We start from the raw sequence: 23966 nt of genomic DNA, 5'->3' as shown, positions 1-23966 counted from the left end.
CTCCATGGCCTATGTCACCACCGCCGACGGTGTCGAGATCTTCTACAAGGATTGGGGCCCCAAGAGCGCCCAGCCGATCGTGTTCCACCACGGCTGGCCGCTCTCGTCGGACGACTGGGACACGCAGATGCTGTTCTTCCTTCAACAGGGCTACCGCGTCGTCGCCCATGACCGGCGCGGCCATGGCCGCTCGGCGCAGGTCGATGGCGGCCACGACATGGATCACTACGCCGCCGATGCCTTCGCGGTGGTCGAGGCACTGGATCTGCGAAACGCCGTGCATATCGGCCATTCCACCGGCGGCGGCGAGGTGGCCCGCTACGTGGCACGGCACGGAGAGCCCGCCGGCCGCGTCGCCAAGGCGGTGCTGGTCTCCGCCGTACCGCCGCTCATGCTGAAGACGGACGCCAACCCCGAAGGCCTGCCGATCTCGGTGTTCGACGGTTTTCGCGAGGCCACCGCCGCGAACCGCGCGCAGTTCTTCCTCGACGTTCCGACCGGACCTTTCTACGGCTTCAACCGCGCGGGCGCGACCGCACAGCCGGGCGTGATCCAGAATTGGTGGCGCCAGGGCATGATGGGCAGCGCCAAGGCCCATTACGAGGGCATCAAGGCGTTCTCCGAGACCGACCAGACCGCGGACCTTCAGGCGATCTCCGTCCCGACCCTGGTGCTGCACGGCGAGGACGATCAGATCGTCCCGATCGCCGACGCGGCGCTGAAGTCGATCGGGCTGCTGAAGCACGGCACCCTGAAGACCTACCCGGGGTTCTCGCACGGGATGCTCACGGTGAACCACGACGTCGTCAATCCCGATCTCCTGGCCTTCGTGAAGGGCTGAGCGCGATCGTCGCGGGGGTCGTCTCACGCGCCCCTGAACCGTCCTCGGCGCGAGCGCGCCGGTCCGCATCCTCGTCGGGACGCCGGAGCAAGCGAGCCGGTCTTGACCGAACATCACAGACAGGAGATCACCCCATGAGCTGGCACGGTGCCGACGATCCGATCCCGGGCGATCATTTCACCTGCGACGCGATCAAGACCCTGATCGTCCCGCGCTCGCGCGACCTCGGTTCGTTCGCCGTGCGCAGGGCCCTGCCGTCCACCGAGTGTCGGATGGTCGGGCCGTTCATCTTCTTCGACCAGATGGGGCCGTCCGAGTTCCTGCTCGGCCAGGGCATGGACGTGCGGCCCCATCCCCATATCGGCCTGTCCACCGTGACCTACCTGTTCGAGGGCGAGATCATGCACCGGGACAGCCTCGGGACCGAACTGCCCATCCGCCCGGGCGAATTGAACTGGATGACGGCGGGCCGGGGCATCACCCATTCGGAGCGGACGGGACGTGACCTCCGGAAGACCGGTTCGACGCTGTTCGGGCTCCAGAGCTGGGTCGCCCTCAGCGGCCGGGACGAGGAGACCGCCCCCGCGTTCGAGCATTACGAGGCCGGGGCGCTGCCGGTCCTGACCGGAGAGGGCAAGACCGTCCGGCTCATCGCCGGCGAGGCCTTCGGTGCGAGATCCCCGGTACGGACCTCAAGCCCCATGGTCTACGCAGACGTGGCCCTGGAGGCCGGCGCGGTCCTGCCCCTCGACCCGACCTACGACGAGCGGGCGATCTACACGGTCTCGGGCGCCATCGAGATCGCCGGCGACGGCTTCGGGCCGGGCCAGCTTCTCGTCTTTCGACCCGGCGACCGCATCAGCGTGCGGGCGACCGAGGCCGCCCGTTTCATGGTGCTGGGCGGCGAACCCATGGATGGGCCGCGCCACCTCTGGTGGAACTTCGTCTCGTCGCGTCCCGAGCGAATCGAGCAGGCCAAGGAGGATTGGCGCCAGGCCCGCTTCGACACGGTTCCGGGTGAATCCGAGTTCATCCCCCTGCCTGAAACCCCCGCGCCCGTCCGCTACCCTTGAGCGTGCCTGCGCGGCCGGCCATGCCCGGTCCGAATCCCCCGTCACCGAGATCGAGACTTCATGGCTGCTGAAGCATCCGGCGCTGCCGGCGAACTCGTCCAGGTCGTCGCGCTCCTGGCGGCGGGCGTGATCGCCGTCCCGCTGTTCAAGCGCATCGGTCTCGGCTCCGTCCTCGGTTACCTCGTGGCGGGGTTGTGCATCGGCCCGTTCGGCCTCGGCCTGTTCACGGACGCGCACGCGATCCTGCACGTGGCCGAACTCGGCGTGGTGATGTTCCTGTTCCTCATCGGCCTGGAGATGGAGCCGTCGCGGCTCTGGGGCATGCGGCGCGAGATCTTCGGCCTCGGGCTGGCGCAGGTCGGAGCCTGCATCGCAGCCCTGACCCTCGTCGGCCTCGCCCTGGGCTTGTCCCCGGCCGTGGCGTTCGTGGCCGGGACCGGCTTCGTGCTGACGTCGACGGCCATCGTCATGCAGCTCCTCGAAGAGCGCGGGTCCCTTTCGACCCCGAAGGGACAGCGCATCGTCGCGATCCTGCTGCTGGAGGATCTCGCCATCGTGCCCCTCCTCGCCATCGTCGCGTTCCTCGCGCCGGGCGGCGCAGCGGCGAGTACGGCCGACCGGGCCTACGCCATCGGCCTCGCGCTCCTGTCCGTGGCCGCCCTGGTCGCGGCGGGACGCTGGCTGCTCAATCCGATGTTCCGCCTGCTGGCGGCGTCGAAGGCGCGGGAGGTGATGACCGCGGCGGCGCTGCTCGTCGTGCTCGGCTCGGCGCTGGCCATGCAGTTCGGCGGACTGTCCATGGCCATGGGCGCGTTCCTGGCCGGGGTGCTGCTCTCGGAATCGAGTTTCCGGCATCAGCTGGAGGCCGATGTCGAGCCGTTCCGCGGCATCCTGCTCGGCCTGTTCTTCCTCGGCGTCGGCATGTCCCTCGATCTCACCGTGATCGGGGCGAACTGGGCGCTCATCCTGACGGGCGTCGCCGCCTACATGGTGGTGAAGAGCGTCGTCATCTACGGGATCGCGCGTCTCCTGCGGGCGTCCCACGCCGAGGGCGTCGAGCGGGCGGCCCTGATGGCGCAGGGCGGCGAGTTCGCCTTCGTGCTGTACGCCGCCGCCGCGGGCGTCGGGATCATCGACGGCACCACCAACGCGATCCTGACCGCGACCGTCATCCTCTCCATGGCGCTCACCCCCCTGATGGTGATCGCCTACGACCGCCTCGGACCGAAAGCGTCCGTATCGACGGACGGCGTCGAGGTTCCGGAGAACCTCGTCGGCAGCGCCCTGATCATCGGGTTCGGGCGCTTCGGGCAGGTCGTCAGCCAGCCGTTGATCTCGCGGGGGTGCTCCGTCTCCATCATCGACACCGATCCCGCGCAGATCCGCGTGGCCGAGGCGTTCGGGTTCAAGGTCTATTACGGCGATGGGACACGCCTCGACATCCTGCATGCGGCGGGCGCCGCGACCGCGCGGACGATCCTGATCTGCATCGACGACCGCGACGCCGCCAAGCGGATCGCCGCGATCGCGCGGGCCGAATTCCCCCTGGTTCCGGTCCTTGCCCGGGCCCGGGATCGCGAGCACGCCATCGCGCTCATCCAGGCGGGCGTCGCGTATCAGCTCCGGGAGACGTTCGAATCGGCCCTGGCTTTCGGCGAGCAGGCCCTGCTCACCATCGGCGACGATCCGGACGCCGCGCACGCGGTCATGGCCGAAGTCCGCCGCCGGGACGTGGAGCGCCTCGACCTGGAAACGGTGGGCGGCCTCTACGCCGGACGCGACCTGATCCAGGGGAACTCGCACCACGCGCCGAAGGCCCCCGGCGATTCTCCGTAAGGGATGCGCGCGAGGAACAGGGCTCGTTCGCCGCGTCGGCATACCTCCTCGCTGGGACGAGGCGCCGTCGCATGGCCGGCGCCACGTGCCGAGATCCGCCGCCGCCGTCACCGGGCGCTTTGCCCGGGAAGCCGAGGGGCGGAATCGTCAGGGCCGCCCGCCGAGACTCCCGGCGCGCGCCGAGACCCGGGTCAGCGCCATCGCCATCGCCACGCCGAACCCCCCTCCGGCGCCCTTCACGAGGAAGTCGCCCATCCGGCCATGCCGTGTCGCCTCGATCATCTGGAGAGCCTCCAGCCCGGCTCCCGCCAGGGTGACCAGAGCCAGGACCTCCCAGCGTCGCTGCGGGTATCCGTAGGCGAACAGGAAGCCGAGGGCGGCGAACGCGCCGAACCGCTCCAGGCCGACGGGCGCGCCGCTCACCGGCCGCAGCCCGATGGGGGCCAGGGTCGCGAAGATCAGAGCGGCCAGGAGAAGCCATGCGAGGGGCCGGGCGAGGTTCGTCATGGCAGCCGGTGTGCAGGGCCAGCTTGGCGGCACTGAGGCGGATATGACGGTTCGGTGAAGGGCACGGGTTCGCGACGCCGGAGCAAGGGGTTGAAGGTCTTGGTGGAGGGAATGCCGGTCGGTCCGAGACGGAGACCGGACGATGCGGGAAAGCCTCGTTGCCGTTTCCGGGAAGCTCACTTCGGTGCAGGGATGCGGAAGAGGCGTTTGGTCGTAGCCCATCGAAACGCACGGATCGTGAATTTTCCCTATGGAACTGCGTCATCTGCGCTACTTCGTGGCCGTGGCCGAACATCTCAGCTTCACGGCGGCTGCCGAGAGTCTCGGCGTCGCGCAGCCGCCGTTGAGCCAGCAGATCAAGGATCTCGAGGCCGAGATCGGGACCGAGCTGTTCGAGCGCACGACGCGCCGCGTCTCCTTGACGCCCGCCGGCCAGGACTTCCGAATCGAAGCCCTCGCCATTCTGGCGAAGGCCGGCGAGGCCATGGGCCGGGCGCGGGCCATCGGCGCCGGCACGGCCGGCATCATCAATGTGGGGCTGACGGGCTCGATGCTGGCCGGGCCCCTGGGCGCCTCGATCCGCGTGTTCGCGGAACGCTATCCCGACGTCGATCTGCGGATCCACGAGATGTCGCCCGACCGGCAGATCGCGGCCCTGAGGACCGGGCGGACCGATGTCAGCTTCCTGCGCTGCCCGCCGCGGGACCTGGATCTCGTCAGCGAACTGGCCTGGGAGGAGGCCGTCCGCCTCGTCCTGCCGAGGGGGCATCGGCTCGCGACGGAGACGATCGCCCTAACGGACCTCGCGGCGGAGAACTTCGTCTTCCTGCGGCTCCACGATTCGCTGTTCGCCAAGTACCTCTGGACCTGCTGCGTTGAGGCGGGCTTCACGCCCCGGATCTCGCATCAGGTGGTCGAGGCCGCGTCCCTGACCAGTCTCGTGGCGGCGGGGCTGGGCCTCGCCATCATTCCGGAATTCGTCGCGCGGCTGGCGCACCGGGACGTCGTCTATCGACCGATCGCCGGACGGCCGATCCGGGCCGACGTGCACGCTCTGTGGACGAAGGCACGGGCGCCCCTGATCGAGAACTTCATCGCCCTGGTGCGTCTCGGCAGCGTGCGGTTCGCGGAGGAGATCCGGACCGGCGCGCGGTGAGTGCGGTCACCCCTGCGCCCACCGGTGACGTTCGCCCGTGCGCCGGGAATCCTATCGGGCGGGTGAAGCGGCGAAGGGGATCGATCCGGGCGGGATCGGGCCCGGTGGAACGGGACCGGTGGGCAGAGCGGGCGCGACCTTCGGCGGCGCAACCTTGGGCGTCGCCGTCCTCACCGGTCCCGCCTGGGGCGACACGATCCCGGCGGCGGCCGGCTTCATGGCCCGGCCCGTCGGGCGCGGCGTGATCGAGCCCGTGGTCGCCACCTCGGGCATCGGTACCGCCGGGCTGTCGATGCCGTAGATGTCGTCGCGGAAATGCGCGCGGCCGTCCGGTGTCGCGTAGCCCGTGAGGTACACGAAGGTCACGGGGATCTGTTTCGGCAGCTTGATGTCGAGGCGCTCGTTGGTGGCGATGTGGCTCTCGATCTCCATGGGACCCCAGGTCGAGGCGCCGCCGTTCGGGCCGGGGGTGCCCTCGAGCAGCCAGCCGGCCAGTTCCTTCACCTGCGCCACCCGCACGCAGCCGTGGGAGTGGAACCGCACTTCGCGGGCGAACAAGGATTTCGAGGGCGTGTCGTGCATGTAGACCGCCTGTTTGTTCGGCATGTCGATGCGGACCTGGCCGAGGGAATTGTCGAGGCCGGAATCCTGCCGTAGGGTGTAGTTCGCCGCCTTCTCGCTGGCCCAGTCGAGGGTGGTCGGATCGACCTCCACGCCGCCGGGGCCGAGGATGCGGATGCGCTCGCGGGCGAGGTAGCCCGGGTCTTTCCGCATCTTCGGGATGATCTCCTTCTTGATGATCGAGACCGGGAGGGTCCAGGTCGGGTTGAGGTTCACGTCGGTGATGCGGGCCTCGATGCGCGGCGTCGCCTTGTCGGGCTTTCCGACCACGGCGACGTACCGGCGCACCACGACGCCGCGCTCTACAGCCTCGACGGTGGCGGAGGGGATGTTCACCACCACGTAGCGGTCGCCGAAGGCGAAGGTCGACCCGATCTGCCGGGCGGCCGACGCGGCGAGCTGGCGCTGGCGGGTGGCCGCCGGCACGTTGAGCGCCGCCACGGTCTGGCGGCCGATGAAGCCGGTCTCGGGCAGGCCGTGCCGGGCCTGGAAGCTCTTCACCGCCGCCACCAGGGGCGCATCGAGAAGGTCCGAGGCCGGCGCGTCGGCGGGCAGATCGCCGACCAGCGCGAGGTGCTTCCGGAGGGCGGGAATCGCGGGATCGCGGGCCCCGGCCTTGACCACGAGGCCCGGCGGCAGGCTCGCCCACCCGCCGGCATCCGCCATGGCCTGATAGCGATCGGCCATCTTCAGGGTGTCGAGGAAGGTGGCGGGGCTGAGCGTGGGCGCCGGATCGGCCGAGACGCGGGCGACCACGAGGGGCGGCAACTCGCGCGACTTCTTGGGCGCCGCCTCCTTCGAAGCCGCCTCCTTGGCCAGAGTCCCGGCATCCGGCGTGCCCACCGGTACGATGGCCTGCACGGCCGGCGTGGCCGGGGCCGAAGCCGCCAGGGGATCGAGGCGCGGGGCCTCGTTCGTCGAGGCTTCGCTCTTGGGAGTCTCGCTTCTGGCCGGCTCGGCCTTGATCCTGGGCTTCGCGAGCGGCTTCGACGGAACGGGTTTCGGCGGCACGGGCGCGTCCTGCGCCATCGCCCCCGTGGCGGCGGCGAGGGCCGACAGGCTCGCGCACAGGGCGGTAACGAAGAGAACGTGGCGCGAAAGCATCGCGGATCCCCGAAGCGACTATCGTCCACGACCATGCGGCGCGAGGGTTACCAATCCCCTGCCATGCCGGCCGCGCCCGTGACGCCTCTGCCCACACGCCCTACCTCATGGGCGAAACCGCACATGGGGAGACGGGCATGCAGGCGAGCGACGCTCGGGTCGGCCGGGGTTCAGGGGAGCATCCGGCCCTTCGCGCGGGCGGCACCGCCGTCGTCACCGGAGCGGCGAGCGGGATCGGCCTCGCCGCCGCCACGCGCTTCGCCGCCGCCGGCATGGCCGTGTGGCTCGCGGATCTGCCCGGCGACGCCCTCGAGGGCGCGCGCGCCACGGTGGCGGCGGCCGCCCCGGGGAGCGCCCCGATCCGGGCGCTCGCGACGGATGTGGGCGACCGGCACGCCGTGGAGGCCCTGCGGGACGTGGCCTCGGCCGAGGGACCGCCGGCCCTCGTCCTGCTCAACGCGGGCATCGAGGCGGGCGGCACCCTGTTCTCGGACGCCGACACCTGGCGGCGCATCCTCGACACCAACCTGTGGGGCGTGATCAACGGCCTCCACGCCTTCGCGCCGGCGATGATCGACGGGCCCGAGCCCGGCGCCATCGTGGTCACCGGCTCGAAGCAGGGCATCACCACGCCGCCCGGCAACACGCCCTACAACGTGTCGAAGGCGGGCGTGAAGGCGGTGACGGAGGCCCTCGCGCACGACCTGCGGAACCGCACGGGCGCGCAGGTCAGCGCCCATCTGCTCATCCCGGGCTTCGTCTATACGGGCCTGACCCGGGCCCGCGGCGTGGCCGAGAAGCCGGCGGGCGCCTGGACGCCGGAGGAGACCGTGGATTTCCTCCTCGCCGGGATGGCGCGCGGCGACTTCTACATCCTGTGTCCGGACAACGAGACCACCCGCGCGCAGGACGAGAAGCGCATCGCCTGGGCCGCCGGCGACCTCATCGAGAACCGCCCGGCCCTGTCGCGCTGGCACCCGGATTTCTCGGAGGCGTTCGCGGCATTCATGAAGACGTAGGCCCCCGGACATAGGGGAGCGCCCGCTGGCGAAGCTCTTGCTTGCGGTCTAAGCCTTGCGCCACGCTCCGTGGGTGGCCGGGCAGGCCCGGCCCCACGGACCCCGTGCGAACCGAACCCGGGAGCCGCCCTTGGCCACCATCATCCCCGTCGCCTCCTTCGATTGCGTCGTGTTCGGCGCCACCGGCGACCTGACCACGCGCAAGCTCCTGCCGGCGCTCTACTATCGGTTCAAGGACGGGCAGATCCCCGGCACCAGCCGGATCATCGGCGCCTCGCGCTCGGAGATGAGCGCCGAGGCGTTCCGCGAGCGGGCGCGCGACGCCATCAAGCGCTTCGTACCGGCCGCCGATGTAGCCGAGGACAGGCTGTCCGCGTTCCTCGACCACCTCGACTACGTCGCCGTGGACGGGGCCGGCGACGACGGCTGGGAGGATCTCGCCGCCAAGCTCGCCGAGCGGCCCGATCAGGTGCGGCCCTACTACCTCGCCACCTCGCCCGACCTCTACGGCTCCATCTGCCGGAACCTCGCCGCCCATGGGCTCATCGGCGAGAAGTCGCGGGTGGTGCTGGAAAAGCCCATCGGCAAGGACCTCAAATCGGCCCGCGCCATCAACGACGCCGTCGGCGAGGTGTTTCCCGAGGAGCAGATCTTCCGCATCGACCACTACCTTGGCAAGGAGACGGTCCAGAACCTGCTGGCCCTGCGCTTCGCCAACACCATCTTCGAGCGCCTGTGGACGGCCGACGTCATCGATCACGTCCAGATCACGGTGGGCGAGACCGTCGGCGTCGAGGGGCGGGCCGGGTACTACGACACCTCGGGCGCCCTGCGCGACATGGTGCAGAACCACATGCTCCAGCTCCTCTGCCTCATGGCGATGGAGAGCCCGCTGTCGCTCGACGCCAACTCCGTGCGCGACGAGAAGCTCAAGGTGCTGCGCGCCCTCAAACCCATCACCCCCCACGACGTGCAGACCGTGACCGTGCGCGGGCAGTACGGGGCCGGCGCCGTGGCGGGCCAGCCGGTGGAGAGCTACCGCACGGATCTCGGCGGCGACGCCCAGAGCCGGACGGAGACCTTCGTCGCCCTGAAGCTCGAGGTGCAGTCCTGGCGCTGGGCCGGGGTGCCGTTCTACCTCCGCACCGGCAAGCGGCTGCCCCAGAAGCTGTCCGAGATCGTGGTGCAGTTCCGCGCCTCGCCGTTCTCGATCTTCCCCACGGAGGCGTTCGGGCGCGAGCCCAACCGCCTCGTCATCCGGCTCCAGCCGGAGGAGGGGATCAAGCTCGAGGTGATGACGAAGGATCCCGGTCCCGGCGGCATGCGCCTCAGGCCCACCAACCTCGACATCTCCTTCGAAGAAACCTTCAAGCAGCGCTACCCGGATGCCTACGAGCGCCTGCTCATGGACGTGGTGCGCGGCAACGCCACCCTGTTCATGCGCCGCGACGAGGTCGAGGTCGCCTGGGCCTGGGCCGATTCCCTGCTCAAGGCCTGGGCCGACCGGCCCGAGCCGCCCCGTCCCTATCCGGCCGGAAGCTGGGGGCCGACGGCCGCCATCGCCCTGATCGAGCGAGACGGGCGCACGTGGCACGAAGAAGTGCGATGAAGAGATAGGAGAGCACCCCTATTTGAACCGCCTGTCCCTCGACACTTGGACAGGCGGCTCCTAAAATGGGAAGTATAGGCCTTTCGACTTTTAAAATTGCTGACTGATGAACAAGATCGAGCCGGGCATCGGCATCAACCGGCGTTATCTGCACGACGAGGTCGTCGATCGGATGCGCGATCTCATCCGCTCCGGTGAACTCGAGCCGCGCGCTCGTATCAACGAGAGCGAATTGACCGAGCGCTTCGGCATCTCGCGCACCCCCTTGCGCGAGGCCATCAAGATCCTGGCGACGGAAGGTCTGCTCGAACTCCTCCCCAATCGCGGTGCGCGGGTGGCGAGCCTGTCGCAGTCCGAGATCGAGGAGATGATCGAGGTCATCGCCGGCTTGGAGGCCACGGCCGCCGATCTCGCCTGCCGCACCATCACCGACGAGGAGATCGCCGGCATCGAGGGCGATCACCGCGCCATGGTGGCCGCCTGGAAGGCCGGGGAGGAGGGGGCGTATTTCGGTCTCAACCGCGCGATCCACGAGGCGATCATGGCGGCGAGCCGCAACGCGATCCTGGGTGGCCTCTACGCCAGCCTGTCGGGGCGTATCCAGCGCTCGCGCTACGCCGTGCACCAGACGGCGGAGCAATGGGCGCGGGCGGTGTCCGAGCACGAGCGGATGATCGAACTCCTGCATGCCCGCGACGGCGAGGCCCTGGCCCGGCTCGTGCGGGCCCATATCCGCGCCAAGACCCCGGTCATCGCCGAGAATTTCGGCGCGACCTGAGCCCCCTGCGCCGATCACGCCGCGTCGTTGATCGCCCGCAGACTCGCCACCAGATCCGAGAATCGGTCGCCCTGCACGATCACGTGGGCGCGCAGCCGCTCCGCCGCGCCCGTCTCGTCGCCCGCCACGATGGCGGCCACGATGGCTTCGTGTTCGGCGAGCGACTGCCCGAGGCGGTGACGCGCCCGAAGCTGCATCCGACGGAACGGCGCGAGGCGCCGATGCAGCAGCCGGGCCTGCTCGGCGAGGAACCCGTTGCGGCAGGCCTGATAGACCACCGTGTGGAACACGTAGTTCTCGTCGTAATAGCGCTCCGGATCCTGGGCCTCGGCCGCCGCCGCGCAGGCCGCGAGGGCCGCCTTGAGGGCCGCCTCGTCGGCCGGGATCAGGCGGCGCGCGGCGAGGCGTCCGCACGCGGCTTCGATCTCCGCCATGGTCTCGAACATGGCGATGAGAAGCTGCGGGTCGGGGGCGCTGACCAGCGCGCCGCGGCGCGGCTTGATCTCCACGAGTCCCGTCATCGCCAGCTGCAGCAGGGCCTCGCGGATCGGCGTGCGCGACACGCCGAAGCGTTCCGCCAGTTCCGTCTCGTCGAGGCGGGCGCCGATGGCGAGGCGGCCGTCGACGATCTCCGTCTCGATGGTCTGGCGCAGGCGAAGGGACTGGTTCATGCGCTCGGGTTCCATCGGTCCGGTTCCTTCGCCGTGGGCCTGCCCTTCGCCGGGACAGTTACTGCTGTCTACCTTATGCAACCCGGTTGACAAAATATACAAGGCGTCGTTCTCTGGTATAAAGAGCGGGCAGCGCAGTATAAATGCTGCACCGCAAAATGGGCGGGCGGCCAGCTTGCCGAAGGAGGAAGACGCCATGACGTTGACACGCCGCACCCTCGTCGCCGCCGGTCTCGCCGCGCCCGCCATCCTGTCCCTCGGCTCGCGGGCCCGGGCGGCGACCACCCTGAAGATCTCGCATCAGTTCCCCGGCGGCACCATCGACGAGGGCGACTTTCGCGACCGCGCGTGCCGCAAGTTCGCCGCGGCCCTGGCCGAGCGCTCGAAGGGCGCCCTGGAGCTCCAGGTCTATCCGGGCTCGTCCCTGATGAAGACGAACGCCCAGTTCGGCGCCATCCGCAAGGGCGCCCTCGACATGACCCTTTACCCGAGCCCCTACGCCGGCGGCGAGGTGCCGGAGATGAACATCGGCCTGATGCCGGGCCTCGTCACCTCCTACGCGCAGGCCACGGCCTGGAAGACCGCCCCCGTCGGCCGCAAGCTGACCGAGATCCTCGAATCCAAGGGCGTCGTGGTGGTCTCCTGGGTGTGGCAGGCCGGCGGCGTCGCCAGCCGCGACCGGCCGCTCTTCACGCCCAGCGACGCCAAGGGCCTCAAGGTCCGGGGCGGCTCGCGCGAGATGGACCTGATGATGAAGGCGGCGGGCGCCGCCACACTCTCGATCCCGTCGAACGAATCCTACGCCGCCATGCAGACCGGCGCGTGCGATGCCGTCATCACCTCCTCCACCAGCTTGATCTCGTTCCGCCTGGAGGAACTCTCGAAATCCCTTACCTCGGGGGCTCAGCACACCTATTGGCTCATGTGGGAGCCGATCATGATGTCCAAGATCGTGTTCGACCGCCTGCCGAAGGACCAGCAGGACCTCATCATGACCATCGGCGCCGAGCTGGAGGCCTTCGGCCAGAAGGGCGCCAAGGACGACGACACCCGAGTCGAGCAGGTGTTCGCCAAGGCCGGCGCCAAGGTGCAGCAGCTCGACGAGAAGACCCTCGGCCAGTGGCGCGACATCGCCAAGGACACCGCGTGGAAGGACTTCGCGGGCAAATCCGCGAGCTGCGCCGAGCTCCTCAAGCTGGCGGAGCAGGTGTCGTGAGCCACGCCTTCGACGCGGCCTCCGCCGCCTCCGAATCCGTACGGGCCGCGCCCGAACCTCGCGTCCCCGGGCTGCTCGGGGCCATCGACCGCGGGATGAAAGCGATCAACGGCGTGGTGATGATCTTCGGCGGGCTCGCCCTCGTCGGGGCCTGTCTCGTCCTCAGCTACAGCGTGTTCGTGCGCTACTGGCTGAAGGAGCCCACCGACTGGCAGGACGAGATGGCGGTGTTCCTCATCGTCGGCGCGACCTTCTTCTCGGCGGCCGCCGTCCAGGCCAAGCGCGGCCACGTCGCCATCGAGGCGCTGAGCGGCCTGCTCTCGCCGCGGGTCAACCGCGCCCGCCTGCTCATGGCCGATATCATCAGCATCGTGTTCGTGACGTTCTTCGCCTGGAAGAGCTGGAGCCTGTTCCACGAAGCCTGGGTCGACGGGCAGGTCTCCCAATCGACGTGGGGGCCGCCCCTGTGGATTCCCTACGCCCTCATGGCTTTGGGCATGAGCTTCCTGTCCCTGCAGTTCCTCCTGCAGATCGCCGAGGCCCTGAACTACGGCCCCCGTTCCGCCGGCTGGGCGAACCCGAAGGTCGGCCTCGGGGCCGACCTGAACGCCGATCCCCTCAAGACGAGCCCCCACCCATGAGCGTCGCGGCCATCGGCTTCCTCTACGCGGGTGCCACCCTCAGCGCGATGCTGGCCGGCATCCCCATCGCCTTCGCGCTGGGCTTCGTGGCGCTCGCATTCATGTACTTCTTCATGCCGGGCGCCTCCCTCGATACGGTGGCGCAGAACGTCTACGAGGAGATGGCCTCCATCACACTCCTGTCGATCCCGCTCTTCATCCTGAAGGGCGCGGCCATCGGCCGTTCACGAGCCGGCCAGGACCTCTACTCGGCCATGCACGCCTGGATGCACCGCATCCCCGGGGGGCTGGGCATCGCCAACGTCTTCGCCTGCGCGCTGTTCGCCGCCATGGCGGGGTCCTCGCCCGCCACCTGCTCGGCCATCGGCTCGGCGGGCATCCCGGAGATGAGGAAGCGCGGCTACTCGCCGGGCTTCGCCGCCGGCATCATCGCCGCCGGCGGCACCCTCGGCATCCTGCTGCCGCCCTCCATCACCATGATCCTCTATGCGGTGGCGGCCGAACAGTCGCTCGGGCGCCTGTTCCTCGCCGGTATCGGGCCGGGCCTGCTGCTGGTCGGCCTGTTCGCCGCCTGGTCGGTCTATCGCTTCCGGGCCGAATACGCGGCCGCGAAGGACGCCTTCGAGCGCAACGGCACCGCCTCGCCGATCCTCGCCGAGGACACCTACAGCATGCGCCAGCGCTTCTCGACGCTGCCGCGGGTGCTGCCCTTCGTGGTGCTCCTCACCGGCGTCATGGTCGCCCTCTACGGCGGCTACTCCACGCCCTCCGAGACGGCGGGCCTCGGCGGTCTCCTGGCGCTCGGCCTCATCGCGGTCATCTACGGCGTCTGGCGCCCGAAGGACGTGAACCCGATCCTCGCCGCCACCTTGCGGGAATCGACCATGCTGATGCTCATCATCGGCATGTCGCTCCTTTACGCCTACGTGATGAGCTACCTCCACATCTCGCAATCGGCGGCCAACGCCATCGTGGCGCTGCAGCTCTCGCCCTGGGTGCTGCTGGTGACGATCCTGGGCCTCGTGATCCTGCTCGGCTTCTTCCTGCCGCCGGTCTCGATCATCCTGATGACGGCGCCGATCATCCTGCCGCCCCTGAAGGCCGCCGGGTTCGACCTCGTCTGGTTCGGCGTCGTCATGACCATCACCATGGAGATGGGCCTGATCCACCCGCCGGTCGGCCTCAACATTTTCGTCATCAAGAACATCGCCCCCGACATCCCGCTGAAGGACATCATCTGGGGCACGCTGCCCTTCGTGATGCTGATGGCGGTGGCGATCCTGATCCTCTGCCTCGTCCCCGGCATCGCCCTGTGGCTGCCGAACTGGCTGCTGCCCTCCACGCGTTAGGGCGAACCAGCCTCGAAACGGCTGGGCGGCCCGGACCTCTGGTTCGGGCCGTTCGCTTGCGTCTGATCACAGATCGACCCCATTGTGTCACGACAAAATTGTCGTTACATTTTTGCAAGTCGATTCGCTTCGCATGGGACGCGGCCAAGGCCGAAAGCAATCTGCGTAAGCATCGCATCAGCTTCGAGGTTGCGTCCCGAGTCTCTGCCGATCCTTACGCATCGAGTTCGCAGGATCGGATCGAGGACGGTGAGTATCGCTAGCAGACGATCGGCCTCGTGGATGGCGTCATGATGGTGCTGGTCGCTCACACGATCTTCGACGCTGACGATGGAACGGAGATCGTTCGCATCATTTCGGCTAGACATGCCGACCGGCAGGAGCGCAAGCGCTATGAACGAGACCGATCCCGTCATCTTTGAACTCGACCTGCCCCGGCCCGCCGCCCTCACGCCGGAACAACGCGCGGAGTTGGAGGCGCTCGCCGCGACGCCGGATTCCGAGATCGACTACAGCGATATCCCGCCGCTGACGGAGGCGTTCTTCGCCAACGCCCAGCGCAATCCGTTCTACCGTCCGATCAAGGCTCAGGTCACCGTTCGCCTCGACGCGGACGTGCTCGCTTGGCTCAAGACGGGCGGGCGCGGCTACCAGACGAAGCTGAACGCGATTCTTCGGCGTGCCATGCTCCAGGACGTTCCGCCGAAGTGACCGGTTCTCACCGCCCCCGCCAATCCGGCGCCCGCTTGCCCAGGAACGCTTCCATTCCCTCGCGAAAATCGGCGCTCGTGTAGCAGAGGCGGATGAGGTCGTCACCGGGGCGCTCGCCGGCCGTGTCGTCGGCGTCCTGAAGCCGGCGCAGGCCCTCCTTGGTGGCGTGGAGGGTGAGGGGCGCGTGGCCGGCGACGAGGGTGGCGAGTTCGGTGGCGCGGACCGCGAGGGCATCTGCATCCGCCACCACCTCGCCGACGAGGCCGATGGCCAGCGCCTCCTCGGCCCCGACGAGGCGGGCGGTGAAGATCATGTCCTTGACCCGGGCCGGGCCGACGAGCCCGGAGAGGCGCTTCAGGTTGGCGAGCGACAGGCAGTTGCCCAGCGTCCGCGCGATGGGAAAGCCGAAGCGCGCGTCGCGGGTGGCGACCCGCAGGTCGCAGGCCGCCGCGATGGCCGCCCCGCCGCCCGTGCAGGCCCCCGCGATGGCCGCGATGACGGGCACCCGCAGGCGCTCGAGGGCACCCATCACCCGGTCCATGAACCGCTCGTAGTCCAGGGCGTCCTGGGCCGAGGCGAAGCCGCGGAACTGGGCGATGTCGGTACCGGCCGCGAACGCCTTCTCGCCCGCGCCCGTGATCACCAGCACCCGCACGGACGGGTCGGCCTCGATCCGCGCGCAGCGGTCGATGATCCCCTGATACATCGCGAAGGTGAGGGCGTTGCGGGCCTGGGGCCGGTTGAGGACGAGGCGGGCGATGCCGGCCCCGTCCTGCGTGAACAGGAGCTCGTCGGTGTCGCGCGCAGGGCTGGTCATGGCGGGTCCGGGGTCGCGTGGAATTCCAGCCCCGGGTCTGCCCATCCCGGCGGCCCGGATCAACCCGGGGGCGGTCGTCTCAGAACAGGCTCGGCACGAACATCTCCGGCGGGACCGGCTGGCGGGCGTAGTCGTCGTGGCGCTCGCGCTCGGGCAGCTGGACGGCCGGGTGCGCCACCGCGCCGTAGGGGATCTGCGACAGGAGGTGGGCGATGCAGTTGAGCCGGGCCTTCTTCTTGTCCACGGCCTCGACCACCCACCACGGCGCCTCGGGGATGTGGGTGCGGGCGAGCATCACTTCCTTGGCCTTGGTGTAATCCTCCCACAGGCGGCGCGACTGCACATCCATCGGCGAGAGCTTCCACTGCTTCAGCGGATCGTGGATCCGCATGGTGAAGCGCAGCTCCTGCTCCTCGTCGGTGATCGAGAACCAGTATTTCAGCACGATGATCCCTGAGCGCACCAGCATGCGCTCGAATTCCGGCACGGAGCGGAAGAACTCCTCCACCTCGTCGGGCGTGCAGAAGCCCATCACGCGCTCGACGCCGGCGCGATTGTACCAGGAGCGGTCGAACAGCACGATCTCGCCGCCGGCGGGCAAGTGGGTCACGTAGCGCTGGAAGTACCATTGCGTGCGCTCGCGCTCGCTCGGGGCCGGCAGGGCGGCGACGCGGCAGACGCGGGGGTTGAGACGCTGGGTGATGCGCTTGATCGCCCCGCCCTTGCCGGCGGAATCCCGGCCCTCGAAGATCACGACGACGCGCAGCTTCTGAGCCTGCACCCAATCCTGCAGGCGCACCAGCTCGTGCTGGAGCCGGAACAGCTCGCGGAAATAGCGCCTGCGGTCCATCTGCGGCGCGCGTGGACCGTCCCCGACGGCATCGGCGAGGCGTTCGAGACGCTCCTCCTCCATCTCCATTTCGAGTTCTTCGTCGAAATCGTCGGCGACTTCACGGCGGATCGCCTCGATGTCGAAGGTGCCTGCCCGTTGCCCCTGATCCATTGCCGCCGTCCCGCCCGTCGCTCGAATCCCGATCGCTGGCGTTAGAGCAGGCGCGTGTGACAGTGCTGCTACGGGCGATCGGTGCGCCATCGGTCTATGGGTGATGCCGCCGGCCGCCGGCGCCGAACCCGGCCGTGTCGCCCTCGAAAAGCCGCCGCCCCTCCGCAACTGTCATCGAAGCGTCACGTCCCGTCGCGAACGGTGCGCGCCAAACACCACGGAGCCTTTTCCCGCATGGACTTCTTCCGCCGCTTCACCGTGCTGATGTGCGCGCCGAACTTCGATCCGGACGATCTCGAGGGCGTGCGCGTCCAGCAAATCCTCACCTCCATCGAGAAGCTCGGCTTCGAGGTGGTGCGGGCGCGGCGCGTCGAAGATGCGGCCATCGCGGTCCAGACCGACGCCGCCATCGGCTGCATGGTGGTGGATTGGGGCAAGCGCGGGCTGGACGGCAAGGCGGCGGCGCTCATCAACCTGATGCGGAAACGCGGGCTGGAAATGCCCATCGTGATCATGGTCCGCCGCAAGCGCCTGGAAGACATCCCCGTCGAGGTGCTGGACTTCATCGACGGCTACATCTTCCTTGCCGAAGAAACCCCCGAATACATCGCCCGCGGCCTCGTCAGCCGGGTGAAGCAATACGCCGAGACCCTGAAAACGCCGTTCTTCGGCGCGCTGGTCGACTACGCCGAGCAGGGCAATCAGCTCTGGACCTGTCCCGGCCACAACGGCGGCATCTTCTACAACCGCTCGCCCATCGGCCGCATCTTCGTCGAGCACCTCGGCGAGGCGATCTTTCGCGACGACCTCGACAATTCTGTCCTCGATCTCGGCGACCTCCTCGTCCACGAGGGGCCCGCCCTGAAGGCGCAGAAGGAAGCCGCCGTCATCTTCGGGGCGGAGAAGACCTACTTCGTCCTCAATGGCACCTCGGCCTCGAACAAGATCGTGCTGTCGGCCCTGGTGGCGGAGGGCGACCTCGTGCTGTTCGACCGCAACAACCACAAGGCCGCGCATCACGGCGCCCTGTTCCTCGGCGGCGCCGTACCGGTGTTCCTCGAGACCGATCGCAACTGCTTCGGGTTGATCGGCCCCATGTACGCCGAGGCCCTGGACGAGACGGCGATCCGCGAAAAGATCCGCACCAATCCCCTGGTGAAGGACCCCGACGCGTGGAAGCGCGAGCGCCCGTTCCGCGTGGCGGTGGTCGAGCAATGCACCTACGACGGCACGATCTACAATGCGCAGATGATCCTCGATCGGATCGGGCACCTCTGCGACTACATCCTGTTCGACGAGGCCTGGGCGGGCTTCATGAAGTTCCACCCGCTCTTCGCCGGGCGCTTCGCCATGGGCCTGAAGGGGCTGGACGAGACCTCGCCGGGCATCATCGCCACGCAATCGACCCACAAGCAGCTGGCGAGCTTCTCCCAGGCCTCGCAGATCCACACCAAGGACAGCCACATCCGCGGCCAGACCCGCCGCATCGAGCACCGGCGCTTCAACGAGACCTTCCTCGTCCACGCCTCGACCTCGCCGTTCTATCCCCTGTTCGCCTCCCTCGATGTGGGCGCGCAGATGATGAAGGGCCGCTCCGGCGTCGTCCTCTGGGACGACACCATTCGGCTCGGCATCGAGTGGCGCAAGAAGGTCCGGGCCATCCGCCGCGAGTTCGAGGAGAAGGAGGGCGATCCCCTCCGCCGCTGGTTCTTCGACCCCTTCGTGCCCGACACCGTGAAGGGCCCGGATGGCAAGGTGCCGTGGGAGAGCATCTCCACCGACGAACTCGCCAGCAACGCCAAGTACTGGGAATTGACTCCGGGCGCGGCCTGGCACGGCTTCACGCACGTGGTGCCCGATTATGCCATGACCGACCCGAACAAGCTCACGGTGCTCACCCCGGGCTTCGACCGGCGTACAGGTGAATACGCCGAGCACGGCGTGCCCGCGCCCATCGTCGCCCAGTACCTGCGTGAGAACCGTATCGTGCCGGAGAAGAACGACCTCAACTCGCTGCTCTTCCTGCTGACGCCGGGCGTCGAATCCTCCAAGGCCGGCACGCTGATCTCGGGCCTCGTCGCCTTCAAGCGCCTGCACGACGACAACGTGCCGCTCGAAGAGGCGATGCCCGAGTTCGTCCGGCGCCGGCCCAACCGCTACAAGGGCGTGCGCCTGCGCGATCTCTGCGCCGATTTCCACGCCTTCCACCGTGAGGCCGGCACCAGCGCCCTCCAGCGCAAGCAGTTCGAGCCGGGGCACCTGCCCGAGATGGTGATGACGCCCAAGGAAGCGGTCCAGCAGCTCACCCGCAACAACGTCGATTACGTGCCCATCGCGGAGGCGGAAGGGCGCGTGGCGACGACCTTGCTTCTGGTCTACCCGCCGGGCATCGGCACGGTGCTGCCGGGCGAGCGATTGGACGAGCGGGCGAAACCCATGCTGGACTATTTCAAGATGTTCGAGCGCTCCGCGAACCTGTTCCCCGGGTTCGAGGCCGAGATCCAGGGCGTGTTCCGCAACGTGGATCCGGACGGCACCATCCGGTTCCACACGTATGTCATGCGCGAGACCCGCTGATGCCGGCGCTGGCCGGCGACCCCGACCTCGTCATCCGACCCTCGTCGGATGCCGACGTGGCGGACATGGTGGACATCTACGCCCACCACATCCGGCGCGGGGTCGGCGATGTCGGCGATTTCGAGGAGGATCCGCTCCATCCGGACGACCTCAAGAAGCGCCGCAAGGCCATGCGCAAGAAGCGCCTGCCGCACCTCGTCGCCGACCGCGACGGGGTGGTGGCCGGCTACGCCTACGCGGTGCCGTTCCGCAAGCGGCCGGCCTACCGCTACACCCTCAAGCACTCGATCTACGTCCACCACGAGCACCTGCACGCCGGCATCGGCCGGCGCCTGCTGCCGGCCCTCATCGAGGCCTGCGCGGCCGGCGGCTACCGCCAGATGATCGGCTACATCGACGCGAAGAACGAGGCCTCGTTGCGCCTGCACGAAGCCTGCGGGTTCGTGCGCGTCGGGCTGCTGCCGGCGGTGGGCTACAAGTACGGCCGCTGGAGCGACAGCGTCATGGTACAGTGCGCCCTGGGCTCCGGCGCGACCGACCAGCCCGGCACCTGGACGCGTCCCGTCGAGGCGGTGGTGGCCGGCCACGACTGGATCGGCAAATAGCCGGTCACCGAGGAACCTACTCGGCGTCCCGCCAACCGCTGCCATGCCACAGCCGCACGGTCACGGTGGCGGCGCCGTCCGCGATGACGATGCGGTTGTAGGCGTTGGGTTCGGAGCCGCGCAGGCGGGTCGAGGTGGCCGAACCCGCTTGGACCGCGAGCAGATGCCCGCGTCGGCCCCGCATGACGCCCCGGTCCACCGTGTCGTTCGCAGCACCCGAGGCGTCGGCTTCGGCGAACCGGGCGTAGTGCCGGTGGAGGTGGCCGGCGAGGGTCAGTCCGACGCCCTGGCGCCGGAACGCGGCGAGCGCCAAGTCGGCGCGGCCGACGAGGCGGGCTTCCTCGTCCCAGGGCGGCGGCATGAACGGGTGATGTCCCACCACGATCCGGAACACGTGCGCCGGCATGGCGGCGAGCCGCGCCTCGGCCTGCACGATCTGGCGCCGCCGGATCTTGCCCTGCGACCAGTCGGCCTCGGGCGCCCAGGTCCGCACTGTGTTGAGGCAGACGATGCCGATCTCGTCGTCGAGATGGGTCGGCTCCGTGCTGGGCGCGATGTAGCGGCGGTAGCGCGCGAACGGCCGGAGGAAGCGCTGCACGAGGTGGAACGGCGAGATGTCGTGGTTGCCCGGCACGGCGATCCACGGCGCGTCGAGGCGTGCCAGGAAGGCCCGGGCCGCCGCGTACTCCACCCTGCGCGCACGCATGGTGAAATCCCCCGACGCGATGACGAGGTCGGGACGATCGCGGTTGAGTTCTGTGATGAGCCCCTCGACCACGGCCGGGTTCGTTCGGCCGAAATGCAGGTCCGAGATGTGGGCGAGGCGCCGCAACGCCTGTTTTATTGCTGGGCGCGGTTGATGATCGCCTGGAGCGCGCGGGCCACGGGCTCGGTGACGGTCTTGCGGTACTTGCGGTGAACCAGCTGGCCGTTGTGGTAGATGTCGTGCTCCACGTAGAGCTTCTCGCCGTCCCAGCGGACGATGTTGTCCGTCTCGGTGGTCTCCTCGACGCCGAGATCCTCGCGGAAGGTCACGCCACCGGCTTGCGCAAACATGGTCGGTCCTGGGCTCGATACGGCTGGCGTCGCCGCGGTGTCAGTGTAGGCACCCGCCGCGCCCGACGCTACCCGTCCCGCATCCTCAACGCACCGTGACCTGATCCTTGATCCGCTCGTAGGTCGCCCGGCTCAGGACGCGCTTCGACAGGAGCTGATCGACGGACGCGTAGGGCCGCTTCTGCACGATGGAGCGGCCGATCATGCCCCCGCCCTTGAGCCCGTTGAGCTCGGCGACGCTCGCGGTGTTGAGATCGGCGATGGCCATGGCGCGCGGGCCGGCATTGTCGGACGCGCTGGCGACCTCCCCTTCGCCCGCGGCGATCGAGGGCTCGAACGTCAGGGGGGCGGATGGGGCGGATCTGGCGGGCACGGACGGCGTCGGGGGCGTGGGCGTCGGTGCGAGGGGAGGGGGCATCGGAGCGGCGGATGCGACAGGGGCCTGCGGTATCGGCTGGACGGGCGCCGGGGGGGCTGCCGGAACGGGCGCAGGGTCGGCACGGCGCACGGTGCGCGGTGGATCCACCGGCACGGCCGCGGGCCCCGGATCGGGGTCGACGGTCGCGGGCGACCAGTAGCGCTGGACGATTCCAGCCAGCCCGGCCGCCACGATCAGGAGAACCACGACCCGCAGGAAGGCTGAACCGCTGAGCATTCGGTGGCGGCCTCGGATACGAGAAACGATCCCTCGTTTATCATGGGTTACAGGTCGATGCCCCGGCGCGGACGCGACGGGCGGCAATCTCCTGTCGATAAAAGCCCCTTTTGCCACCCGTCCGATCGCACGGGGATAGTCCGATCTCTCAAGGCACCGGCGCCACGGCCTGCGACAGCCCGGCACCGCCGGCCGGGATCGACGCATGGGCCCGGCCCCGCCATGGTCCGCGCCGATGCCAGCACCCCGTCCCGACCCCGCTCCCTCCACCGCGCCGCCGGACGGTGCCCTCGCCGAGCGCTTCGGCGCCCTGCGCCATCTGCCGGCCCTCGCCCGCCTCGTCTACGCCGCGAGCCCGCGCCTGCTGCCGGCGAGCCTCGCCCTGCGGCTCGCCCGGGCGAGCCTGCCCGTGTCGATGCTCTACGTGGCGAAACTCATCCTCGACGCCATCGTGGCCGAACATGCCCGACCGCACCCCATCGGCCTCGGCATCGACGCCTGGATGGCCGATCCGGCCTTGAGGCACCTCGCCGGACTCGTCGTCCTCGAATTCGGACTGGCGATCCTGTCCGATCTTCTGGGCCGTGCCAGCACCCTCGTCGACGGCCTGGTCGCCGATCGCTACGGCAACGCCGCCAGCCTCCGGCTCATGCGCCACGCCGCCGACCTCGATCTCGCCCAGTTCGAGGATGCGGCCCAGCAGGACCGCCTGGAGCGGGCGCGCCGGCAGGTCACCGGCCGCTCGAACCTGCTGTTCCAGCTCTTCGGCCAGGGCCAGGACCTCATCACCCTCGCGGCCTTCGCCATCGGGTTGGCGGCCTATGCGCCCTGGCTCATCCTCCTCGTGGCCCTGGCCCTGGTGCCGGCCTTCCTCAACGAGACGTACTTCAACCGCCAGGGCTACCGCCTCGCCTGGACACGCACGCCGGAGCGGCGACAGATCGATTACCTGCGGACGCTGGGTGCCAGCGTCGAGTCGGCCAAGGAAGTGAAGCTGTTCGGCCTCAACGGCTACATCGCCGAGCGTTACGGTGCCCTCGCGGAAAAGCTCATCGCCGACAACCGGGACCTGGCCCTGCGCCGCGCCGCCTGGGGCGGCGGCTTCGCGGCCCTCGGCAGTCTCGCCTATTACGCAGCCTATGCCACCCTGGTCTGGCGTACGGCGGCCGGACAGTTCTCCATCGGGGATCTCGCGTTCCTGGCCGGATCGTTCCAGCGCCTGCGCTCCCTCATCGAGGGCCTGCTGCAGGGGGTCTCGCAGATCGCCTCCGGGGCACAGTACCTCGACGACCTGTTCGCGTTCTTCGCCCTCGTGCCGTCCGTCCGCTCGCCGGCCTCGCCGATTCCACTCCCGAACCGTATGGTCGAGGGAATCGTCTTCGAGGATGTGGGCTTCCGCTATCCGGGCACGGATGTCTGGGCGGTGCGCCACCTCGGGTTCCATCTTCGCGCCGGCGAGGTCCTGGCGCTCGTCGGCGAGAACGGCGCCGGCAAGACGACCATCGTCAAGCTGCTGACCCGGCTCTACGACCCGACCGAGGGCCGGGTTCTCCTCGATGGACGCCCTCTCCCGGACTACGATCTCGACGCGCTGCGCGCCCGCATCGGCGTGATCTTCCAGGATTTCGTGCGCTTCAACCTCACCGCCGGCCAGAACGTCGCGGTGGGCCGGATCGAGGCCCGCGCCGACGAGGCGCGCATCGCCCGTGCGGCGCGGCGCAGTCTGGCCGACGCCGTGATTGCACGCCTGCCGCTGGCCTACGACCAGCCGCTCGGCAAGCTGTTCGCCGAAGGCGTCGACCTCTCCGGCGGCCAGTGGCAGAAGATCGCGCTCAGCCGCGCCTACATGCGCGAGGCCGAGATCCTCATCCTCGACGAGCCCACGGCAGCCCTCGACGCACGGGCCGAGTTCGAGGTGTTCCAGCGTTTTCGCGACCTCAGCCACGGGCGCACGGCGGTGATCATTTCCCACCGCTTCTCCACGGTCCGCATGGCCGACCGCATCCTGGTTCTGGATGGTGGCCGGGTCCTCGAAGCCGGCACCCATGCCGAACTGCAGGCCACGGGCGGCCGATACGCCGAACTGTTCGAGCTGCAGGCAGCCGGCTATCGCTGACGCCG

Annotated in this window: 22 protein-coding genes; 14 read left to right on the top strand and 8 right to left on the bottom strand. The window is 69.1% G+C overall.

All coding sequences use genetic code 11. The annotated features are described in order from the left end of the window. The first annotated feature begins 4 nt into the window (after positions 1–4). The 3 genes from ASF25_RS02765 (at position 5) to ASF25_RS02755 (ending at position 3750) form a co-directional block, all read left to right on the top strand. A complete protein-coding gene (locus ASF25_RS02765; protein ID WP_056303070.1) occupies positions 5–841 on the top strand; it encodes an alpha/beta hydrolase in 837 nt (278 codons plus the stop codon). 134 nt (positions 842–975) lie between these two features. Then, entirely contained in the window at positions 976–1914 is a 939-nt protein-coding gene (locus tag ASF25_RS02760) for a pirin family protein (protein ID WP_056166222.1), read from the top strand. 60 nt (positions 1915–1974) lie between these two features. After that, positions 1975–3750 (top strand): monovalent cation:proton antiporter-2 (CPA2) family protein, encoded by a 1776-nt coding sequence (locus ASF25_RS02755; RefSeq protein WP_056166225.1) that lies wholly within the window; start codon positions 1975–1977, stop codon positions 3748–3750. A gap of 147 nt (positions 3751–3897) precedes the next feature. On the opposite strand, the gene ASF25_RS02750 is transcribed toward ASF25_RS02755, so the two are convergent. Further along, positions 3898–4257 carry a hypothetical protein gene (locus ASF25_RS02750; protein WP_056263285.1) on the bottom strand — a complete coding sequence of 120 codons (360 nt, stop codon included), beginning with the start codon at positions 4255–4257 and terminating at the stop codon, positions 3898–3900. 250 nt (positions 4258–4507) lie between these two features. On the opposite strand from ASF25_RS02750, the gene ASF25_RS02745 reads away from it, so the two are divergent. After that, a complete protein-coding gene (locus ASF25_RS02745) occupies positions 4508–5413 on the top strand; it encodes a LysR family transcriptional regulator (protein ID WP_056303068.1) in 906 nt (301 codons plus the stop codon). Between the two features lie 51 nt (positions 5414–5464). Here the strand turns inward: ASF25_RS02745 and ASF25_RS02740 are convergent, their stop codons facing one another. Further along, positions 5465–7138, bottom strand: a complete 1674-nt coding sequence (locus tag ASF25_RS02740; RefSeq protein ID WP_056303066.1) for a L,D-transpeptidase family protein — start codon at positions 7136–7138, stop codon at positions 5465–5467. A gap of 137 nt (positions 7139–7275) precedes the next feature. Here ASF25_RS02740 and ASF25_RS02735 point away from each other — a divergent pair, with 137 nt between their 5' ends. The 3 genes from ASF25_RS02735 to ASF25_RS02725 all read left to right on the top strand — a co-directional run bounded on the left by ASF25_RS02735 (position 7276) and on the right by ASF25_RS02725 (position 10544). Continuing rightward, complete coding sequence (locus ASF25_RS02735; RefSeq protein ID WP_056263291.1) at positions 7276–8157, top strand: SDR family NAD(P)-dependent oxidoreductase; 882 nt, start codon at positions 7276–7278, stop codon at positions 8155–8157. A 130-nt stretch (positions 8158–8287) separates the two neighbouring features. Then, the gene (zwf, locus tag ASF25_RS02730) at positions 8288–9766 is read left to right on the top strand and encodes a glucose-6-phosphate dehydrogenase (RefSeq protein ID WP_056166233.1); all 1479 of its coding nucleotides are present in this window, start codon (positions 8288–8290) and stop codon (positions 9764–9766) included. A gap of 106 nt (positions 9767–9872) precedes the next feature. After that, entirely contained in the window at positions 9873–10544 is a 672-nt protein-coding gene (locus tag ASF25_RS02725) for a GntR family transcriptional regulator (protein WP_056166234.1), read from the top strand. 14 nt (positions 10545–10558) lie between these two features. On the opposite strand, the gene ASF25_RS02720 is transcribed toward ASF25_RS02725, so the two are convergent. Further along, entirely contained in the window at positions 10559–11215 is a 657-nt protein-coding gene (locus ASF25_RS02720; RefSeq protein ID WP_056166922.1) for a GntR family transcriptional regulator, read from the bottom strand. Between the two features lie 196 nt (positions 11216–11411). Here ASF25_RS02720 and dctP point away from each other — a divergent pair, with 196 nt between their 5' ends. From dctP to ASF25_RS02700, 4 genes are all read left to right on the top strand, one after another. Beyond that, positions 11412–12431, top strand: a complete 1020-nt coding sequence (gene dctP, locus ASF25_RS02715; protein ID WP_056263293.1) for a TRAP transporter substrate-binding protein DctP — start codon at positions 11412–11414, stop codon at positions 12429–12431. Further along, positions 12428–13072 (top strand): TRAP transporter small permease, encoded by a 645-nt coding sequence (locus ASF25_RS02710; protein WP_056166240.1) that lies wholly within the window; start codon positions 12428–12430, stop codon positions 13070–13072. The genes dctP and ASF25_RS02710 overlap by 4 nt, the downstream gene beginning before the upstream one ends. Further along, entirely contained in the window at positions 13069–14421 is a 1353-nt protein-coding gene (locus ASF25_RS02705) for a TRAP transporter large permease (protein ID WP_056303064.1), read from the top strand. The genes ASF25_RS02710 and ASF25_RS02705 overlap by 4 nt, the downstream gene beginning before the upstream one ends. Positions 14422–14814: 393 nt before the next feature. Then, a complete protein-coding gene (locus tag ASF25_RS02700) occupies positions 14815–15132 on the top strand; it encodes a BrnA antitoxin family protein (RefSeq protein WP_056303062.1) in 318 nt (105 codons plus the stop codon). Positions 15133–15139: 7 nt separating this feature from the next. On the opposite strand, the gene ASF25_RS02695 is transcribed toward ASF25_RS02700, so the two are convergent. Beyond that, positions 15140–15949, bottom strand: a complete 810-nt coding sequence (locus ASF25_RS02695; RefSeq protein ID WP_056303059.1) for an enoyl-CoA hydratase/isomerase family protein — start codon at positions 15947–15949, stop codon at positions 15140–15142. Between the two features lie 79 nt (positions 15950–16028). Continuing rightward, positions 16029–16952 (bottom strand): polyphosphate kinase 2, encoded by a 924-nt coding sequence (ppk2, locus tag ASF25_RS02690; protein ID WP_056303058.1) that lies wholly within the window; start codon positions 16950–16952, stop codon positions 16029–16031. 234 nt (positions 16953–17186) lie between these two features. Here ppk2 and ASF25_RS02685 point away from each other — a divergent pair, with 234 nt between their 5' ends. Continuing rightward, entirely contained in the window at positions 17187–19529 is a 2343-nt protein-coding gene (locus ASF25_RS02685) for an Orn/Lys/Arg decarboxylase N-terminal domain-containing protein (protein WP_056166256.1), read from the top strand. Next, positions 19529–20134, top strand: a complete 606-nt coding sequence (locus ASF25_RS02680; protein WP_056303055.1) for a GNAT family N-acetyltransferase — start codon at positions 19529–19531, stop codon at positions 20132–20134. The genes ASF25_RS02685 and ASF25_RS02680 overlap by 1 nt, the downstream gene beginning before the upstream one ends. 16 nt (positions 20135–20150) lie before the next feature. Here ASF25_RS02680 and ASF25_RS02675 read toward each other — a convergent pair whose 3' ends face one another. The 3 genes from ASF25_RS02675 to ASF25_RS02665 form a co-directional block, all read right to left on the bottom strand. Beyond that, positions 20151–20966 (bottom strand): metallophosphoesterase, encoded by an 816-nt coding sequence (locus ASF25_RS02675; protein WP_056303053.1) that lies wholly within the window; start codon positions 20964–20966, stop codon positions 20151–20153. An 8-nt stretch (positions 20967–20974) separates the two neighbouring features. Beyond that, entirely contained in the window at positions 20975–21190 is a 216-nt protein-coding gene (locus ASF25_RS02670; RefSeq protein ID WP_056166264.1) for a hypothetical protein, read from the bottom strand. 85 nt (positions 21191–21275) lie between these two features. Next, complete coding sequence (locus ASF25_RS02665; RefSeq protein ID WP_056263303.1) at positions 21276–21845, bottom strand: helix-hairpin-helix domain-containing protein; 570 nt, start codon at positions 21843–21845, stop codon at positions 21276–21278. Between the two features lie 235 nt (positions 21846–22080). Between ASF25_RS02665 and ASF25_RS02660 the strand changes: the two genes are divergently transcribed. Continuing rightward, on the top strand, positions 22081–23961 hold the full coding sequence (locus ASF25_RS02660) for an ABC transporter ATP-binding protein (RefSeq protein WP_056166925.1): 1881 nt from the start codon (positions 22081–22083) through the stop codon (positions 23959–23961). Positions 23962–23966: the final 5 nt, after the last annotated feature.

Source organism: Methylobacterium sp. Leaf100 (genome assembly GCF_001422845.1).
Taxonomy (GTDB): domain Bacteria; phylum Pseudomonadota; class Alphaproteobacteria; order Rhizobiales; family Beijerinckiaceae; genus Methylobacterium.
This window is presented reverse-complemented; position numbering and strand designations above follow the sequence as displayed.